The 17,153-nt window shown below is 59.5% G+C and carries 15 protein-coding genes and 1 tRNA gene; 6 read left to right on the forward strand and 10 right to left on the reverse strand.

All coding sequences use genetic code 11. The features are described from left to right. Positions 1-15: 15 nt before the first annotated feature. A complete protein-coding gene (locus ACT6VE_RS24335) occupies positions 16-1,167 on the reverse strand; it encodes a fumarylacetoacetate hydrolase family protein (protein ID WP_444800934.1) in 1,152 nt (383 codons plus the stop codon). Between the two features lie 83 nt (positions 1,168-1,250). After that, positions 1,251-2,435: a DUF6716 putative glycosyltransferase gene (locus ACT6VE_RS24340; RefSeq protein WP_444800935.1), complete on the reverse strand. Its 1,185-nt coding sequence runs from the start codon at positions 2,433-2,435 to the stop codon at positions 1,251-1,253. 238 nt (positions 2,436-2,673) lie between these two features. Here ACT6VE_RS24340 and ACT6VE_RS24345 point away from each other — a divergent pair, with 238 nt between their 5' ends. From ACT6VE_RS24345 to ACT6VE_RS24355, 3 genes are read left to right on the forward strand one after another with little or no spacing between them, the layout of a single operon-like run. Next, positions 2,674-4,176, forward strand: a complete 1,503-nt coding sequence (locus ACT6VE_RS24345) for a hypothetical protein (protein WP_444800936.1) — start codon at positions 2,674-2,676, stop codon at positions 4,174-4,176. After that, positions 4,173-5,312, forward strand: a complete 1,140-nt coding sequence (locus ACT6VE_RS24350) for a polysaccharide pyruvyl transferase family protein (protein WP_444800937.1) — start codon at positions 4,173-4,175, stop codon at positions 5,310-5,312. The genes ACT6VE_RS24345 and ACT6VE_RS24350 overlap by 4 nt, the downstream gene beginning before the upstream one ends. A 3-nt stretch (positions 5,313-5,315) precedes the next feature. Continuing rightward, positions 5,316-7,358, forward strand: coding sequence for a tetratricopeptide repeat protein (locus tag ACT6VE_RS24355; protein WP_444800938.1), 2,043 nt, complete (start codon positions 5,316-5,318; stop codon positions 7,356-7,358). A 148-nt stretch (positions 7,359-7,506) separates the two neighbouring features. On the opposite strand, the gene ACT6VE_RS24360 is transcribed toward ACT6VE_RS24355, so the two are convergent. From ACT6VE_RS24360 to ACT6VE_RS24395, 8 genes are all read right to left on the reverse strand, one after another. Then, positions 7,507-8,205 carry an acylneuraminate cytidylyltransferase family protein gene (locus tag ACT6VE_RS24360; RefSeq protein ID WP_444800939.1) on the reverse strand — a complete coding sequence of 233 codons (699 nt, stop codon included), beginning with the start codon at positions 8,203-8,205 and terminating at the stop codon, positions 7,507-7,509. 58 nt (positions 8,206-8,263) lie between these two features. After that, positions 8,264-9,190: a polysaccharide deacetylase family protein gene (locus tag ACT6VE_RS24365; RefSeq protein ID WP_444800940.1), complete on the reverse strand. Its 927-nt coding sequence runs from the start codon at positions 9,188-9,190 to the stop codon at positions 8,264-8,266. After that, entirely contained in the window at positions 9,184-10,164 is a 981-nt protein-coding gene (locus ACT6VE_RS24370) for a hypothetical protein (RefSeq protein ID WP_444800941.1), read from the reverse strand. The genes ACT6VE_RS24365 and ACT6VE_RS24370 overlap by 7 nt, the downstream gene beginning before the upstream one ends. Positions 10,165-10,176: 12 nt before the next feature. After that, the gene (locus tag ACT6VE_RS24375; RefSeq protein WP_444800942.1) at positions 10,177-11,832 is read right to left on the reverse strand and encodes an HAD-IIIC family phosphatase; all 1,656 of its coding nucleotides are present in this window, start codon (positions 11,830-11,832) and stop codon (positions 10,177-10,179) included. A gap of 21 nt (positions 11,833-11,853) precedes the next feature. Beyond that, on the reverse strand, positions 11,854-12,138 hold the full coding sequence (locus ACT6VE_RS24380; RefSeq protein ID WP_444800943.1) for a hypothetical protein: 285 nt from the start codon (positions 12,136-12,138) through the stop codon (positions 11,854-11,856). Positions 12,139-12,376: 238 nt separating this feature from the next. Continuing rightward, positions 12,377-13,510, reverse strand: coding sequence for a UDP-N-acetylglucosamine 2-epimerase (neuC, locus tag ACT6VE_RS24385; protein WP_444800944.1), 1,134 nt, complete (start codon positions 13,508-13,510; stop codon positions 12,377-12,379). Continuing rightward, positions 13,507-14,538, reverse strand: a complete 1,032-nt coding sequence (locus tag ACT6VE_RS24390) for an N-acetylneuraminate synthase family protein (RefSeq protein WP_444800945.1) — start codon at positions 14,536-14,538, stop codon at positions 13,507-13,509. The genes neuC and ACT6VE_RS24390 overlap by 4 nt, the downstream gene beginning before the upstream one ends. A gap of 201 nt (positions 14,539-14,739) precedes the next feature. Then, positions 14,740-14,814 (reverse strand) — tRNA-Thr (locus ACT6VE_RS24395). Positions 14,815-14,959: 145 nt separating this feature from the next. Here ACT6VE_RS24395 and ACT6VE_RS24400 point away from each other — a divergent pair. The 3 genes from ACT6VE_RS24400 to ACT6VE_RS24410 all read left to right on the forward strand — a co-directional run bounded on the left by ACT6VE_RS24400 (position 14,960) and on the right by ACT6VE_RS24410 (position 17,148). After that, positions 14,960-15,148: a hypothetical protein gene (locus ACT6VE_RS24400; RefSeq protein WP_069060062.1), complete on the forward strand. Its 189-nt coding sequence runs from the start codon at positions 14,960-14,962 to the stop codon at positions 15,146-15,148. 168 nt (positions 15,149-15,316) lie between these two features. Beyond that, a complete protein-coding gene (murA, locus tag ACT6VE_RS24405; RefSeq protein WP_069060063.1) occupies positions 15,317-16,609 on the forward strand; it encodes a UDP-N-acetylglucosamine 1-carboxyvinyltransferase in 1,293 nt (430 codons plus the stop codon). Positions 16,610-16,710: 101 nt separating this feature from the next. Continuing rightward, positions 16,711-17,148: a DUF2948 family protein gene (locus ACT6VE_RS24410; RefSeq protein WP_444800946.1), complete on the forward strand. Its 438-nt coding sequence runs from the start codon at positions 16,711-16,713 to the stop codon at positions 17,146-17,148. The last annotated feature ends 5 nt before the right edge of the window (positions 17,149-17,153 follow it).

Here is a 17,153-nt window from a genome sequence, read left to right on the forward strand (position 1 = left end):
GCTCTCGCCCATCGCCTAGAAAAGCCCGCGGGAAGAAAGATTGCGCATCAGCGCGGCGATACCGAAGGTCCAGGGCGGGCATTCGGTAGAGAGACGTACCGTGTTGACCAGCGCCCCCAGCTCGGTATTCGAGATGGTGACCCGGTCGCCGGTCTTGTGGGTAAAGCCCTGTCCCGGCGCATCGCGGTCCTCGACTGGTGCAAAGAGCGTGCCCATGAACAGCATGAAGCCGTCGGGATACTGATGATGTTTGCCGATCGTCTGGGAGACGAGATCGAGCGGGTCGCGGCTGATTTCACGCATCGTGCTGCGGCCCTTCAGCAGGAAGCCGTCCTCCCCTTCGATCGAGAGGTCGAGATCGGCCTTGCGCACGTCATCGATCGAATAGGTCTCGTCGAACAGGCGAATGAACGGACCGATGGCGGAGGAGGCATTGTTGTCCTTCGCCTTGCCGAGCAGGAGCGCCGAGCGGCCCTCGACATCGCGCAGGTTAACGTCATTGCCGAGTGTCGCGCCCTTGACGCGGCCCTTGCTGTCGACGGCCAGCACGATTTCCGGCTCCGGGTTGTTCCACTTCGAAATCGGATGCAGGCCGACCGACGCACCCCATCCGACCGAGGCGAGCACCGGCGCCTTGGTAAACACCTCGGCATCCGGCCCGATGCCGACTTCCAGATATTGGGACCAGACGCCTTCCTCGATCAGCGCCGCCTTGACCTTGGCCGCCGCTTCCGAGCCCGCCTTGAGGTCGCGCAGGCTGTCGCCGATGATAGCCGTGACACGGCCACGCACCTTCTCCGCCACAGCCGGATTGCCCGCCGCCTTCTCCTCGATCACCCGCTCGATCATCGACCGCGCAAAGGTGACGCCACAAGCCTTCACAGCCTGGAGATCGCAGGGGGCCAGAAGATGAAGCCGCGAAAAGTCGCCCGCGCCTTCGACGGAAGCTTCGAGCGCGGCATCCAAAGTATCCAGGGGTTCGCAAGACGCAGAGCGCGCGACCGCCGCGGGATCATCGTTCTCCAGAAGATCGCGGATGGTGGGTATGGTCTTTGAGGTGATGTCGCAGAGCTTGCCGTCGCGCAAAACCACGACCGCCGGCCCCTGTACATCCGGCCGCCAGACGCGCCCGACAAACGTTCCTTGCGAAAAATTGCCTGCCGTCACCGCGCGTCCTCCTTGCCGGCTTTCGTCCTATCTACATGTCTTCGTGGTCGTCTAGGCACACTCTGCCGGACAGCAGGGCGTCTTCACCCACCCACAAACAGGTTTCGTACCTTTCTCAGGAAAAACCGGACACGCCTCTTTATGTTGTAGCCGCTCCAGTATTTTTCGGCAAAGCACGCATTCAAGATCGGCCTGCGCTTATAGGCAGCGGCGTTGACGAAAATTTCGAACAGATCGTCAAGTGCGGCTTCGGGCTTGTTGATGTTCGCGTCCAGCCACTCCGGATCCGGGCCGGTCGGCAGGACATCGTTGCGTATGCCGTCAAATGTCGCCTCCAATCCGCTGCCCTGAAACAGGAGGTTGCCAAACGAGGCCTTCCAACCGAAATCAGCGATGATCGCCGTCGGGATCTTTCGGCTGACGGCGTTTATCAAAAGCGTGCTCGCAAAGCCCAGGCACAGATCGCATCTGCCCAAAGCCTCCTGCGGCGCGTCGTATTTCACCACCAAGTTCCTGGGCAGCACTCCGCCGGGGCTTGAGGACAGAAGAAGTTTCGGCAGTTGGTATTTCGGGGGATGCGCAGAATTATGCCCGCTGTGGTCCCGGCACTGCACGATGAGCTCCCTGTCAGGCCAGGCGAGTGCATAGTCAACCAAAAATCGGGACAGGGCCGTCCTGTCCCCCTTGCTGTAAGGCACAACGTTCTGGTCGATGAAGAGAATCGTGCGCAGCGAAGGGCTTACCTCTGCACGCGGCTGAACGCCCATCAGAGACGGAAACCCGAGAAGGAAAGCGTTTTCGTCGCTCGCCCCGTGCTTTTTGCAAAACTTCTTGTAGTCCCTCACGTTGTTCTTCGAATTGAACAAGACAATGTCGCTTGCAACCCGATGGGAAAACCCGACATCCTGCCGGTAGAGCGTAACGCCGGCAAAACAGCTGACGAAGAGCGGCCTATCGCCACCTGACTGTTCGAATTCCCGCGTCACATTCCAGATTCGGCGTCCGGAACAGCAAAAAAACACCACATCACAAGCGGCGGCCCTTACGGATGCCGCAAGATTGCCGTCAGACGCATAGGAGAACCCTCCGGTCTTGCGCAGCGCTTTTGTGAGAGTGCCATTGACGACAATGTCTCGCCCCGAATCCCTTTCCAGGAACAGATACTGGACGCTGGCCCCCTTTGATAAAAATACGGGAGCGAGCCTGGCGGCGATATCCGCATAGGCGTCATAAGAGATAACGAATAGGATTTTCGGTTTTCTGGACATTTTCAAAGGTAGACGTTTGCGCCGTCGGACGGCGGATTCTGGTGACTGATCGCATTTCGCCCTCCGAAGTCAATCCCCCAGCACAAGCATACAACTGCCGCGAGCCGGTCTTGCAGCAAACGACTGCAAACAAGGACATCGAGCGGCTCGAGCCGCCTTTATCAATCTGCGCTTGCCTTGATCGAACGGCTTGCCTAAAAGAGAAGCCGACAAATGGCGATAAAAAGGCGCTAATCCATTGAAGAAAATGGGATTTCTTATTCCATCCGCGGTTAAGAAGTACGTTCGGCGCTGGCGCAAGACGAGTGGAAAGGGAGCGGACACTCCTCCTGATATCGTTGCGTTGCGTCAGCAACTGCTCAACTTCCCTCTCCAGTTCCCCGTAAACCAAATCCTCTATCGTGGGGAAAAAATCTGGCCGGTTTTCCGATTCGAGCTCTGGCGCACCCTGCGGGCAGTCTATGAGGAGCGGGACAGCAAGATCAATCCGCAGAAGCCCATGCTGCCGCCGGGATGGGAAAAGGAATACCGCGAGCGGTGCGGCGCCATCTCCATCGAGGAACTGGCGATCGATAGCCCACTCGACTTCCTGTTTTTCGTCAACCAGCGAGGCGTTGAGCAATTTTCGGGACCGGAAGGCATTTACAACCGTATCACGGACCCCGTTTTCGAAGCGGCGTGCACGGTTGGAACGGCACAGAAGATCGAGCTGCTCAAGAGCCGTGGCCCGTTGGAAACCAATCGTGTCCACCCCCCGATCTACCTGCTGCCGCCCCAACTGCGCAGCATCGGGCACATGCAATTGCTCGATGCGCCGTCAAACTTCGTCGGAATGCTGCAAGCCACGTTTCCGGCAATCCGGTTTCGCGACAACGATGTGCGCGAGATCGTGGAATGGTATTTCCATCAATACGACATCTACCACCAGATTCTCACGCGGATGCGCCCAAAATGCGTTTTCTTCATGGGGTTTGAGTTCCACCTTGCCCTGAGCCATGCGGCTGCCGATCTCGGAATCAAGAGCGTCGACCTGCAGCACGGCACGCAGACGGGCTGGGGCCCGCTCTACAAGTGGTGGGATGAAATGCCTCCGGAAGGGTACAAAATGCTCCCGGACTATTTCTGCGTCTGGGGAAAACGCGACTTCGACCATCTGTCGAAAACGATACCCGGTGCGAAACATCAGCCGATCATCGGCGGCTTTCCCTGGATGGACAGGCAAAAGGATCTCGGCACGCCCGTCAGCGACGCACTCAAGGCCAAGTTCGCAGACTACAAGAAAGTGATTCTGGTGACACTCCAGCACCAGAATGCCGTGCCGGAAATTCTGTCGGCCACAATCGCCCAAAGCCCTTCAGACTATCTCTGGCTGCTGCGCAAACACCCGAAGGGCCGTTCGCCCAAGGCAAGCGGGGCGCTTGCGGGCAACAATGTGGTCATCTCGCCGGAAGTCGACAATGTCGTGCTCAGCCACCTGCTTCCGCTCGTAGACGTCCATATGACGGCCGGGTCGACCGTCGTGCTGGAGGCGGACTATTTCGGTGTCCCCAGTATCGTGTGGGATGTTACCGGTGTGGAAAACTATGAAGAGATGATCGAAGAAGGTCTCGTGCACAGCGCTTACACAAGCGTAGAATGCGCCGCGATCCTGGCGACGCTCGAACGCCGTCCCTCCGCGGGCAGCGAAGCAATTTGCGTAACGGATACAGCAGCGGTGCTGCGCTCATTGGTGAAACTATGACAGAAAAAACTGCAGTCGACTTGCTGGTATACGGCCCGTGCTCCAATGCCGGCGACGTTCTCATTCATCAGACCTTCAATGCCCTGTTCAAGGATAGCCTGGACACGAAGTACCGCCACATCCGCGCGGACAAGCTGGGTTGCCCGACCGGCAACGTCGTGATCGGCCCCGGCGGCCTTCTCTCCGGCGCCTACCGGTCCGAGACAGCACCGGACGAATTGGTTATCCGGCACTTGAATGCAAAGACCCTGAATGCTTGGCAGAAAGCTGGCAAGAAGATCTTCTGCTTCGGCACGGGCACCAACACGCCCTTCGACGCGCACAAGAATGCAAAGCCGTTCTCAAGCGTCAGCGAACAGAACATCGCAAAGCTGGCCCACCTTGCCAAGCGCCTCTACCTGCGCGGCTCGCGCGATATTCTGCGCCTTTCGTCGCTTTGCGCCAGCGAGGACAGCGACAAGTTCGTCTTCCAGCCCTGTCCGTCGGTCTTCCTCGACCGTCTCTTCGACATCAAGCCGGAAACCAGCGATCGCATCGCCATAAACTTTCCGCTAAACACGGCGCTGACGAAAGAGACCGTCGCCAATCATCCGCTCAAGCGCTTCAAGGAATATGCGAACGCCCAAGGCCTCAAGGTCCACTTCCTCGACAACCACCCGATGGACATCAATCCCTATGTCCTGGAACTGTGCGACGGCACCACGCATGACGAAAGCGTCCTGAAGATCGTTGCCGCTGAAGGTTTTGGCGCATCGTCCGAACACAACAAGAAGTTCCAGGACGTGTGGATGGACTATGAAAGCCTGCCGGCGCGCTTCAACGGCTATCGCTTTGCGTTCGGAACGCGCCTGCACTCCTTCCTACCCTTCATGGCCTTCAATACCCCCACCGTTTTTCTGTCGCCGAACGAAATCCGCCGGCCGATGGGGATCGAGTACTTCCAGCATGCGGCCTTCAGCGCGGCGGTGCCGTGGTCGAACGCGCAGGGACAGGAAACCGTTGCCAGCATGATCGATCGGCTGAATTATTTCATGGCCCACGAAGACCGGTTGCGCGCCCATATTCAGGAACAAAGAGAACGCTTGTGGGCCATTACGCAGGCGAACAAGGCGGACATGCTCGAGCGTCTGAGCTGATTCATGCAGGCTAAGCCGGATGTTCTGCACTTCGAGGCCAACCCCGAAAGTGATCGCCTTCTGATCTATTTTGGCGACGCGGGCACACCGAAAGCAGATGCCGGCTTGTTCGCGCACAGCACGATGAACAAGCTGGTCCTGAGAGATCCCAAGCGTTCCTGGTACAACGGCCCGATCGCCGGGTTATCGGGAAATGCCGATCAGCTGGCAGACGTCCTGCGACGCTATGCAAGCCCCTTCGCGCCGGAAAATATCGTGATGGCCGGTGGCTTCATGGGGGCCTATGCTGCCCTGCTGTTCGGCTGCCGGCTGAGCGTGGGGAAAATCCTGGCCTTCGCGCCGCAGTTCCGCTTGCACCCAAAGCTGCCCTACGCCCCGAAAATGCCGGTAAAGTATGCGGATCTCTATGAAACCGTCGCCACGCGGCATGCTCGGACCGAGGTGGAAATCTGGTACGGAGCCGAGGAGATCGTGGATCTCTACCAGGCGCTTCCTGCGCTGGATATCGAGGGCGTTTCCCATCGGCCCCTGAAGGGCTGCATGCACGATGTGCTTGCCCCTATGAAGAATGAGGGGCGCCTCGATCGTTTCTACGAACACATTTCGGGCGCATCCTCCTTTCAATGGGAGCCCTATGACTTGTCCTTTCTGGACAAATCCATCATCAACTCCGCAGTTGAAAACTACTACATCCACAAGAAAGACGACGCCGTCATCGCCGCGCTGGCTCCCGTGGCGGGCACCTACAAGCTGTCGGCCGTTCATCATGCCCTCGGCCTGGCCTACTACCGAATGGGCAGGAAGGCCGAAGCGGAAACATGCTTCGACGACGCCGTTCTTGCCTGCGAAAACAATCACGCCGCCCACTATTACCGGGGCCTCAGCCTGCTCGACCGCAAAGCCTATGCGCAGGCGGAGGATTGTTTTGCCTCTGCCGCCGCTCACTCTCCTTCGCCCAACGCCCTTCGCTACGAGAAATTGGGCACGGCTCAGCGTCTGCAAGGCAAGCTCGACGTGGCCATGTCTACGCACCTGCACGCGCTTTCGTTAGACGACCGCCATGCAGCTTCGCATTTCCAATTGGGTATCATCTATCGGGACCAGAGCCTTTGGCAGGAGGCCTTGGCGCGCTTTGAAGAACATAAGCGCCTGCGACCGGATTCGGATGCATCCCAAAAGCAAATCGACCAGCTGCGCAAACAAATGGCCAAAAGCACGCGCAAGCCTGTCGAGCCGACGAAATTCGAGTCCCCGCCGGAAATCCTCTTCAACCGGATCAATGACGCGCCCGAAGTGACCCTCCTCCTGGGGTTTGCCAAATATATGTTTCGCGGCTTCCAGCGAAACAACATACAAATGAAGGGGGATTGGTATCTCGATCACGTCAAGGAAAATACGGAATATCTGAACCGGCATATCCGAAAGCACGACCTCACTGTCGTAAACATGATCGGAACGAGCAAATCCTGCACCGGCGCGTTTATATTCTCAGATGAACTCGCCAAGCGCTTTCCGAAGGTAAAATTCAACGTCTTTGCATTCTCTGCCTATACCACTCTGGATAAGGCGTTTTACGATGAGCACCAACTCAACAGGTTTCTTCCCGGTTCTCTTCTGAATATTTGGGAAAACCCCGGTAGGTACGCCTCTGCGCTTGCGCGCTATGGCGATAGTTCCCGGTTGGCGCAATCCGACAATGTTTCTCTGACATTGCTCTATCCAGAGTACAGCAGAGGGGGCGAAGCGGCTTTGGCGCAGCGTATGAAAGGCCGTGTCAACGCCCGTCTCCTGCCCCTGCCAGTGCGGACGCATTCCATTATCGCGCCGTTCTGGCATAAGCTCCTGGAAGGCCAGGAAATTGAGGTGTTCGAAGGGGTTGTGCGTCCGTTACCGCCACGGGACTACGCCTATTTTTCAGGTTTGCAGAACCATCCCGACTATACGTTCGACCTGTATCACATGCTGGACGATACGGATCGCTTTCTTGCGAAACTTGAAGATGCGAGCAAAGAATACGTTCTCACGCTCGGCAAGGCACCTTACTAAAGCAATTCCGGTGAAATCTGGTTCACCGGAATTGCTTTAGATTCTTGTTTTTCCCGCATTATCCGACGCCGAAGCGATGCCGCTTCGGCTGGAAATGCTCTAGACGAGCCGACACATATAACCCTTCTTCTCAAAGAGGGTGCTGGCGTTACCCGGTTGATTTCTTGGATGCCTCTAGCATCTCCTCACAACGGTGCAGATCCTCGATGGTATCGACGTCCACGGACGCGGCAGCACTCATCACATATGGAACACAGCCAGCGACATAAAAGCTCTTCTCGCGCAAAAGCGTCTCGGTGCGGATGATATAGATCGCACCGTTCTGGCGATAGATTTTCGGCAGTTCCTGGCGCGGCTTCGAGAGGGAGGCGGCGTCGAAGAGCGGTTCGAGCCTGCCGCTGCCGTCCACGCGAAAATTCTTGTAAGGATGGTGCTCTTCCTCGCACACGCTGATCAGCGCCGGCGCGTCTGCCGCCTCGTAGGCGGCGATGGCTTCTGCCAGATGGCGGGCGTCGCGCAAGGGCGATGTTGGCTGCAGCAGCACGATATGCGCCGGCTTTTGTCCTTGTTCGGCCAAGACGGCAATTGCGTGTTCGATCGCCACGAAGGTCGAGGCGCTGTCGGTCGCCAGAGCGGCGGGGCGGGCGATATGCTGCGCGCCGTGCTGGACCGAGACGGAGGCGATTTCAGCGTCATCGGTGGTCACGTAGACGCCGCCTACCGCCGCGCAACCGAGTGCTGCCTCAATGCTGTAGGCAATCAACGGCTTTCCGGCCAGATCGATGATGTTCTTGCGCGGCAGGCCTTTGCTGCCACCACGCGCCGGAATGAGTGCCGCATAGTTCATCGATCGTTCCTAAATCGCCGGCGCTCACCCGGCCGCGCCAGATATCAGAAGTTCGGGCTCATCCCAGGCTGGCTGTGCCGTGCTCGAACATGTTGCAATCGTACCGCGGCAGCCGATATTTTTCGTTGAGATCGGCCGCGTCAATGGATCGGGGCTCGACGCTGAACGCACATGACACACCAAGATCTCTCAGAATGTCCACCGTGTCACGGTTGAAGGCCTGGTCCCCGCCATAGGGATAGCAGAAGCTGTTTTCCGTCGCCTCGCCGCAGAGCGAGCGAAGAAAGCCGAAAGATTCGGTGATCTCTTCCCGCTGGGCGGCGGCATCGAGATGGCTGAGCAGGGTGTGGCTCTGCCCATGGCTTCCGATACCCATCCCGCCATCTGCCATCTCGCGGATGTGCTCGCGTGTGAGGTAGAATCGGGCGGCGAGATCGGGTTCGCTGCCGAAGACGCTCTCCATAAGATCCGCCAGAAGCGCCTCTTTGAAGGACGGCCTCACGTAATAATTGATGAGCTGCTTGGCGTGGGTCGTCGCCTGGTCGTTCTGCTGGCTCAAATAGGTCGTCGAGCCGAATTTTTCGCTTCCCTCGATGAGCATGCCGGGTTCGATCCGCTCGTGCAGCTTTTCGAGAAGAGCATCCCCGCCGAGATGACCGAGCAGCATGTGCACACGGTGTACGTCAAGCAGTGCGCCGCGGCGGTAGGGTCCGGAAGGCACATAGAACAGCCCCCAAAGGCCGCGTTCCTTCAGGATGGGATAGACATAGTTGTAGTGATCCAGCAGCCCATCATCGAAGGTCAGGATAACGCCCTTGGCCGGCTCGCCCGTCCGAACCGCGCGGTGGAAGGCTTCACGGTCGACGAAGCCGTAGCGCTCCTGGAAAAAGTCGAGCTGCCGGGCGAAATCGTCCGCATGAAGATAGCGGAAGGACGGAAGGTCGGGTTCGCTCTTGCGAACGTAGTGATACATGACGCCTAGCATGCTTGTATCCTGTTCGGGCGTTCCTGGTCGGCATCTCCACGAAGGAGGAGGAACGGTGCATCGCTCTTGAGAGCATAGCCGACATCAACATTGCGGGCTTCGAACGGCTCGAAGTAGCCGGGTATGATCGTTTCCCCGTCGCGCTTTTGCCAGCCAGCGGCAAGCAGATCCGCCTGGTCCCCGCCGGCGACGGTGAGATCGATATATTCGCACCCCTCCCGAACGACCAGGTCCTGCAAGGCGCCGGTGATCTCGGGCAGGAGCGAGACATCTCCCACCAGATCGACGATGCGCATCACCCGCGTGCCGTTGGCTTCCACCATCCGCATCACGACGCAGAGATCGTCGCCGGCCATAAACAGGCGGTACGTGTAGAACGGGTGTTCGCCGAAACGGCGGCGCAGATAGGCGCCCGACTTCACAGCAAGAGGACGTGGCGGCATCCAGTCGTCCGCAGGGCTCTTCTCCGTCAGCAGACGCTGCACGGGCAGGCGCGCTGCGACCTGTGGCTTAACGGCGATGGCGAAGTGCGAAAGGTCCGGATTGCACAGATAATAGTGGCTGAGCGTGCCGGTCCGCCAGCCGAGCATGCGATAGATCTTCTCGGCGACCTCGGTCACACCGAGCGTTCCGACAGCCTGCCAGTTCCCCTGTGCTTCAAGCGCCCGCAACAGAAGAAGGCCGACGATCGGGCTTTGCGCATCGTCGACCACCTTCCAGAGGGAAAGCCAGGCCACAGCGTTCGACGCAAGCGCGCCGTCATAGCGGGTCGTCGGAATGAAACCGAGCACGCCTTCGATCCGGCCCGAACTGTTGCGGGCCAGAAGGAAATTGTAGTCGTCGGTTTCCGGGCAGTAGTGCTGCCAGTCGAGAAGCGACTTGTGGGTCGCGAGGACGTGACCCTTACGCCAATGCGTATCGATGAACGCCATCAGGGCAGCGGCGTCTTCCGCTTTGGCGCGCGCGATGTTCAAAACGGTCCGCTCCTACGCATCCATGGAAATGGTGAGGAAATCCGGCTGCGGGTAGGCGCTCTCCAGGTTCCACCGGTAGAGGTTTTCCTCGTCTTCGGAAAGACCGCTTCGCTTGAGGAATTCCAGCATGGGCTGGTTGCGTTTGGTGGGCTGGAAGCGGGCAAAGCCGAGCTTGGCGCCCCGCTCAGTGGCCTTGGCGAAGGCGACGCCGAGCATCGCCTCCTCGACCTTCCGGCCCATGACGCGGCAGCTCATGATGAAATCCACCACTTCCGCTTCTTCGCCGCGCACGTCCAGCGTGACGATGCCCGTCAGGCCCGTATCGCCGAAGCGGTCGCTGACGCGGAAGCCCCAGAGGTAACGATCACCGTCGGCCACCCAGGCCGCAAGCTCGTTTTCGTTGGCACGGCGCGTTGCCAGGTTGAACTGGTTCGTCTTGTTGAAAAGCTGGACGATGCGCGCCTGATTGGCGCTGTTCAACGGCGCGATCTGCACCTTCATGTCGATGGAGCGGAGCCAGTCCTCTTCCGACCCGGCGTTCTGCTGGAGTTCCTGCCGGGCGCGCTCTTCCACGAACATGACCGCGCGCTTCTTGTCTTCCTCGCTCAGCGCAGGAAGATCGAAGCAGGTCAGGGCATGCAGCGCCCTGGTATAGTCGGTCGGATCCTCGGGCCATTCGGGCACCAAGACATCCGGCAGCGCTTCGCGCACACGCGCGCGCTCAGCCGGGTTGTCGTCGAGGAAGACCACCGAAGCGAGGCCGAGGTTCACGGCCTTGGTGATCTCGATGATGTTTTGCGCCTTGTCCTGCCAGTTGATGCGCCAGCAGGCGAAATCATCCTTGCGCAGCACCATTTCGGGATGCTTCTCGATGGCTTCGAGTGCATTGCTTTCGTAATTCTTGCTGGCGAGGGCGAGAATGATGCCCCTGCGGGTCAGCGCCTTGAGGGCGCGCTGAAAATCGACATGGGCCTCGCCGACATGGTCGTGTCCGCCGAGCTTGAGGCCTTCCCAGCCGACATCGCCGAGAATGCCGCCCCATAGCGTATTGTCGAGGTCGACCACGATCAGGCGCCGCGAGGTTCCGCTGAGGCCATGGATGGCGGCGGCGATCTCGCGGGCGCAGACTTCAAAGAACGGCAGGGTGAAGGGCACCTTCCCGGCATACCAGAAGCGCGCATTCGTCTTCGGCGCATCGAAGTTGATCAATACACGTTCAATATCGAGCAGGAAAACATTGTTTACATCCGCCAGCTGATCCGCAAGGCGGTTGTTGGCGCGGTTCACCGCGTAGCGCAGTCCCTGGCCCGGACGATAGTCGGCCATACCGTGCCCACGCATGCCGAGCGGGATGCTCCAGGAAAAGACCAGGACCGTTTCCTGGTGGCGGGCGGCCTCGCGCAGTTCGGATGCGAAGTAATCGACATCCCGATCAAGCGCCGCCTTATCGACGGGATCGAACTGCGAAAGCGCCTGGAACGACGGCAGCGTGTTTTCGATGCGGCTGAAAACCACCAGCGTTTCTGTTGCCGCCGGATGCTCTTTCAGGCCCTGGAAGACCTGGCCGTAGGGGGCGACGGTCACTTCGGAACCGGGAAGATGCTTCAGAAGGAGCGGCTTGAGGAGGTCAGCCGTGAAATCCGCCAGAATGCGATATTTGCGAGCCATGGATGTCACCTGGGGGCTTCGTCAGACGCGCGCTGCGATATAGGCAGCAACACCACTGAATTTCTGGAACTGCTCTTTGTTTTTCTCATCGGCGAGGGCCGACAAGAGATCGATGCGGCCGCCCGCATCCTTGACGAACTGTTCGAGATTGATCGTCAGGGTCAGCACGTTCACGGAGTCGAGCGGGCTTTCCTCAGCGATGAACCATTCGTCGAGAGAGCGCTGCAGCAGCTCTTCGCCATGCATGGCGTTGATCGAATCGATGGCTTGGAGAATAGCGTTCTCAATTGCGGGAGCTGTCGTCATGGATTGTAAAGATCACACGTTTCCTAGAGAGGAGGCACCTGTTAGCACCCTTTTTCGGCGATGTCGACGCGCCGGCCGGCAAACAACAGGCGACTGGCGAACAGACCGGAATTGCCAGTTTTGCGGGGACTGACGGCCGAAAGCGTTTTCGCTCTTTAGATTTGCGAGAACGCTTTCTGCCGCAATTTTTCAGCCCGCCGTCGAAGATAGGGCAGCGCCGGCTTTTCCGGCAATTGCCTTAGTCGTTGAAGTTCTTCTGCATGGGGGCTGCCCAGAACTCCCGGGTATCCAGGATGTCAGCAAACAAGAGTGCCGCATTTCCGCTGCCGAAGGCGTTGTCCCGCTCATAGCGACGACCCCACTCTTCCTGCAGGAACTTTTCGATCCCGGCGACATCCAATGCAGACGTATGGGTGATCGACCCGGCCACCGACCTGTTACTCTGGCGCGTTCCCAAATCCAGGCTGGGAACACCGAGGAACGGCGCCTCGCGCACACCCGCGCTGCTGTTGCCCACGATGGCCTTTGAATTCCTCATGAGCTCGGAGAAATACGCGAAGCGCATGTTGGGAAGACGCCGAAATCGAGCATCGTCCAACCGTTCAATCTCGGCAAAAATCGCTTCGCTGCCGGGATCGTTGTTGGGCGAGATAACAACGAAGTTCCTGCCACTGGCGTCGAGTGCGTCAAACAGGGCCTTGGCCTGCGCACCCATCGTATCACGCTCGGACGTCACGGGATGGAAGGTGACGATTCCATATTCCTCGAAGGGAATTTCGTAGTGACGATGCACGTCCTCGAGCGTCACGCCGGACGGTCGACGATGAAAATCCAGCTCAGGCGAGCCGATATTGTAGATACAGTCCGGATTCTCGCCGAGCGCCATGACGCGCACCTTCGCTGCTTCCGAGCTGACGAAATGGTAGGTGCAGAGCTTGGAGTTGCAGTGCCGGTAAATCTCGTCGATCGTACCGGAAACCTCACCGCCCTCGATATGGGCGGAGCGGATGTAGTTCGTCGCGCAGACCAAGGAAACCGCCAGCGCCTCGATCCGATCGCCGTGAACGATGACGAGATCCGGCCTGTGCTCGTAAACCCAGTCGGAAAAGCCCAGCACCGTCTTGGAGAGGATCAGATCCTGCGGATCACCGAGCCGCTGGTTGATGAACTCATGAACCTGAATGCCCGGAAGCCGCTTTACCTCTTTCTTGGTCGCACCGTATTTTTCCAGCATATGCATGCCGGTGACGAAAAAAGAGACGTTGTGGCCTACCGCCTGCGCTGCCAGCGCAAGCGGCTCGAGCTTGCCGAAATCGGCCCGCGTCCCCGTCACGAAGAGAAGGCTCTTCGCCATTTTCGCGTCGGATGTCATTGACCGAAATCGCTCCAGCGAAGCTGCTCGTTCCGGCTCCGGTCGACCTTGATCGTCTTGCCGATCAGTTCATCCAGTTTGTAGCCCGGAATGTCACCGTTGCCGGGGCGGCGTGCCCATATGTCGTCTTCGGTAATCACGTGGCCGGCCTTCAGGGCGCGCTCCGCGACGACCGAACTTCTTGCGAAGCGGTAGACGGACTCTTCCGGGCCGGAGCGACGCTTCTCGTTGTGCAGGGCGATGTGAATTTCGCGCGAGCGATCGATGAGGAAACGCAGTTCCGCGGGGTCCATCGAGCAGGAGATGTCCGGACCCACACGATAACGCGTATCTGTGAAATGACGTTCCAGAATGCAGGCGCCAAGGGCGACAGAGGCCAGCGCCATTTCCGGCCCGATGCTGTGGTCGGAAAAGCCGACGATCGCATTAGGGAAGGCTTCCTGCAGGTCGCGTACGCCGCGCAGCGACACGATTTCCGGCGGGGACGGATAGAGATTGGTGCACTCGAGGAGGGCATATTCGATGCCAGCACGGTCGAGCACCTCGACGGAGGCGCGGATCGTCTCGATCGTCTGCATGCCGGTGCTCATGATGACCGGCTTGCCGAACGAAGCGATGTGCCGCAGCAGAGGGATGTTGTCACACTCGCCGCTGCCGATCTTGAAGGCGGGCACGTCGATGCTGTTGAGGAAATTCGCGGCCTGGCGGGAGAATGGCGTCGATATGTAGATCAGGCCCAGGTTCTCGGCATACGTCTTCAGCTCGGCCTCGTCCTCCAGGGACAGGGCGCAGGACTGCATCACATCCCAGATCGAAATATCCGCGTTCGGCGGGAAGATGTTTTTGGCTTCCTCAGTCATTTCGTCTTCGACGATATGCGTCTGGTGCTTGACCATTTCGCAGCCGCTGTGCGCCGCGGCAAGCACCATCGACTTCGCAACCTCAAGGCTGCCGCCGTGGTTGATGCCAATCTCCGCAATTACGAGCGGCGGAAAAGACGGACCGATTTCGCGCGTCCCGATTTTCATACTTCTATCCCTTCGATCACTGTTCTTTCGCACTGACGGAATTTGCCGGGGGAGTCAATATTGGGTGACTCAGGGCTTATGAACGTTTCAGTGCGCGTGTTTCATGCTTGCATCGCCAGTGCCATCCGTTGCGACAACGGAAGGTCGAAGGCGGGCGCTGCCACGGCCAGAAAAGGGAGACCAAATAATAGGGCAGAAGAATGGTGCTGCTAGAGAGATTTGAACTCTCGGCCTCTCCCTTACCAAGGGAGTGCTCTACCCCTGAGCTATAGCAGCGTCCGGCGAAACAAGGTTGCTCCGCGTAAGCGAGGGCCTATTGCCATAGCTCACCCGGCAGTGCAAGCGGCGATTTCGCGATTGGTGCAACAAATGTGATGCGTACCCACTTTTATACGGGGTCGGATTCATTCAGAGAGTATGCATGACCGACAAGGAAGAGACAAAAACCAGGAAGATCAGGACCGAGGCGGAGATCCGTGCGGAGCGGCTGGCAAAGACGCTGCGCGACAATCTCCAGCGCCGAAAGCAGCAGGCACGCGCCCGGCGCTCCGGCGCGGCGGATGAAACGACAGGACTGCCTGCCGCAAAAAAAGACGAATCGGACGGTTAGTCAGGCTTGTCTTCGCCATGAAGGCCAAGGGGGTGGTTTGCGAACCGGGCGCGCGAAAAAAACGGGCGGCGGGCACGCTCTTCATTTTTCGCTCGCGATGTTCTAAAGAGCCGCCATCTCCGAAAGCCGATATTCTTTGAGAAAGGCGGGCCCGGCCCGTAATCGCACATGGATCGTATCCGAATTGTAGGCGGCAACGAACTGAGGGGCACGATCCCGATTTCCGGCGCCAAGAACGCCGCGCTGCCGCTGATGATCGCGTCGCTTCTGACGGACGACACGCTGACGCTGGAAAACGTACCGCATCTCGCCGATGTCGAGCAGCTCATCCGCATCCTCGGCAACCACGGCGCCGACATTTCCGTAAACGGTCGTCGTGAGCGCCAGGGCGAAGGTTATTCTCGCACTGTCAATTTCACCTCGCGCAACATTGTCGACACCACGGCGCCCTACGAGTTGGTCTCGAAGATGCGCGCCTCGTTCTGGGTCATCGGCCCGCTGCTCGCCCGTGAAGGCAAGGCTCGTGTCTCGCTGCCGGGCGGCTGCGCCATCGGCACGCGACCGGTCGACCTGTTCATCGAGGCGCTTGCAGCCCTTGGCGCGAACATCGAGATCGACGGCGGCTATATCGAGGCGACGGCGCCGAAGGGCGGCCTGATCGGCGCGCGTTACACATTCCCGAAGGTTTCCGTCGGCGCCACGCATGTTCTCATGATGGCGGCAACGCTTGCCCGCGGCACGACGGTGATCGGCAACGCCGCGCGCGAGCCGGAAGTGCAGGACCTTGCCAAGTGCCTGAACGCCATGGGCGCCAAGATCACTGGCGCCGGCACCGCGACGATCACCATCGAAGGCGTCGACCAGCTTTCCGGCGCGCGCCACCGCGTCCTGCCCGACCGCATCGAGACCGGCACCTATGCCATGGCGGTCGCCATGACCGGTGGCGACGTCGTGCTGGAGGGCACCGACGCCTCCCTGCTCGACACCGCGCTTGAGGCGATCCGTCGCTCCGGTGCCGAGGTCACCTCCACGGAGAGCGGCCTGCGCGTTGTGCGCAATGGCGGCGGCATCAAGCCGGTCGACGTGGTGACGGATCCCTTCCCCGGCTTCCCGACAGATCTCCAGGCGCAGTTCATGGGCCTGATGACCAAGTCGAGCGGCATTTCGCACATTACCGAGACGATCTTCGAAAACCGCTTCATGCACGTGCAGGAGCTGGCCCGCCTTGGCGCGAAAATCTCGTTGTCCGGCCAGACGGCCAAGATCGAGGGGGTCGAGCGACTGCGCGGCGCCCCGGTCATGGCGACGGATCTGCGCGCCTCGGTCTCCCTCGTCATCGCCGGCCTTGCCGCCGAAGGCGAGACGATGGTGTCGCGCGTCTACCATCTCGACCGTGGCTTCGAGCGGCTGGAAGAAAAACTCACGCGCTGCGGCGCCATCGTCGAGCGCGTCAGCGATTGATCTTCGAACGCGGCGGAGTTGCAGTCCGCCGCACTCCGTCCTATCTCGTGGAATAGATCGGGATGCCGCAGATCCGCGGCGTCCCCGGGAAGGACTACCCTATGGACAGCCTGAAATTGCTTGCTCTCGACGCGGAAGACCTTTCCGTCGTCTCCGCCCACCTGCAGGATGCGGTCTTCAAGACCGACGGCCTCTCCTATGACGCCCGCCACCACGTCTTTTCGGTCGTCGTCAACCGCTTCGTCTGGGAAACGGCCGCCGGCCGCCGCAAGGCCTTCGAACGGCGCCGCGCCGTTGTCGCCTTCAAACGCGTCAATGCGGTGCGCTCGCTCGGCATCGACCGCAAGGATGCCGGCGCCGTGCTCTCCCTGCTCGCCGTGAACTTCGCCCAGAAGGACGATGGGCCGGACGGCACACTGGAACTCGTCCTGTCGGGCAACGCCTCCATCATGCTCGATGTGGAATGCGTCGAAGTTCAGCTTGCAGATACCGGCGGAGCGTGGGAAACCAGTCTGAAACCCCGCCATCCGGCGGTTTGAGGCAT

It is taken from the genome of Shinella sp. (genome assembly GCF_052438155.1).
Taxonomy (GTDB): domain Bacteria; phylum Pseudomonadota; class Alphaproteobacteria; order Rhizobiales; family Rhizobiaceae; genus Shinella.